This is a genomic window from Paraburkholderia sp. SIMBA_027, from assembly GCF_046535315.1.
Taxonomy (GTDB): Bacteria; Pseudomonadota; Gammaproteobacteria; order Burkholderiales; family Burkholderiaceae; genus Paraburkholderia; species Paraburkholderia tropica.
Window position 1 is genome coordinate 1 of record NZ_JAWRWY010000780.1, and the last position, 265, is coordinate 265.

Annotated in this window: 1 protein-coding gene; it reads right to left on the reverse strand. The window is 67.2% G+C overall.

Going from position 1 to position 265, the window contains the following annotated elements; genetic code table 11:
• On the reverse strand, positions 1-265 hold a 265-nt coding region (locus SB764_RS41175; protein ID WP_410866922.1), incomplete at both ends, for a porin.

Consider the following 265-nt stretch of genomic DNA (forward strand, 5'->3'; position numbering starts at 1 on the left):
GCCCGAACTCGCGGCCGTTCTGCGCGGCCGTGCCCGTCATCACGTTGAAGCCGTTCTCGAGCTGGAAAATCGCGGACAGCCCCTGCCCGAGATCCTCCTTGCCCTTCAGCCCCCAGCGCGGATTCTGGTTCGTGCCGGACAGCGCCTGCCACGCGTTCTTGCCGCCCTGATTGGTTGCGTACCCGACGCCGGCCGAGATGAGACCGTACAGCGTGATGCTGCTTTGCGCACCGGCATGGGTCGCGAAGGCGCCGAGCATCGCGAG